Source organism: Mesorhizobium sp. M2C.T.Ca.TU.002.02.1.1 (assembly GCF_003997225.1).
This window is the reverse complement of sequence record NZ_RZTO01001408.1, coordinates 1-730: the sequence shown is the minus strand read 5'-3', so window position 1 is coordinate 730 and position 730 is coordinate 1. Positions and strand designations below refer to the sequence as shown.

The 730-nt window shown below is 65.2% G+C and carries 2 protein-coding genes; both read left to right on the top strand.

Features of this window, described 5'->3' with window-relative positions:
* Positions 1–119: phosphoenolpyruvate hydrolase family protein (locus tag EOD07_RS36420; RefSeq protein ID WP_206519675.1), on the top strand; the 119-nt coding region annotated here is incomplete at its 5' end.
* Between the two features lie 4 nt (positions 120–123).
* Positions 124–540 (top strand): cupin domain-containing protein, encoded by a 417-nt coding sequence (locus EOD07_RS36415; protein ID WP_127238506.1) that lies wholly within the window; start codon positions 124–126, stop codon positions 538–540.
* Positions 541–730: the final 190 nt, after the last annotated feature.

Genomic DNA, 730 nt, shown 5'->3' with positions numbered 1-730 from the left:
GCGAAGGGCTGCACGGCTTCTATGGCGCGAGCTCGATGGAGCGTCTGCCGGCCGAAGCGGCAATCGCCAGGCAGACGGCGGATTTCAAGGCGGTTTCGATCGCGAAAAGGAAGGGATGAGGCAATGGCCGACAGGAGCAAGGTGTTCGTCTACCCGAAGGATGTCAGCGCCTTCGGCTTCGACTGGGGCAAGCTGTCGCTGACCGTCGCGCCGGAAGTGAATGGCGCCGCCCACTTCTCCGGCGGCGTCGTCGACCTGCCGCCCGGCAAGGGCCATACCCGCCACAACCACCCCGGCGCCGAAGAGATCATCTTCGTCATCTCCGGCAATGGCGAGCAGATGGTCGAGGACGAGAAAGGCAATCCGGTGGTGGCGAAGGTCGGCCCCGGCTGCACCATCTACGTGCCGGAAAGCCGCTTCCACTCGACGCTCAACACCGGCGACCAGCCGATGCAGCTTTTCGTCGTCTATTCGCCGGCCGGGCCGGAACTCGCGCTGCGCGACCTGCCCGATTTCAGGCTGCTGCCGGCGGGCAAATAATGACCTTTCCTTCTCCCCGTTCCAGCGCAGGTCGACCCCCACTCCGTCTCGGCTTCGCCGAGCCACCTCTCCCCCGATCGACGGGGTAGAGGAAAGGCGCCACGCTTTTTGCCGTCAACGCTCGTCCAGCAAGGCTCCCTTCCTTTCCCTCCGGAGGGGGGAAAGGTGGCGCTGCGAAGCAGCGACGGAT

Coding starts and splice junctions, on each gene's coding strand:
- EOD07_RS36415 (WP_127238506.1), top strand. CDS start 124: ATGGCCGACAGGAGCAAGGTGTTCGTCTACCCGAAGGATGTCAGCGCC.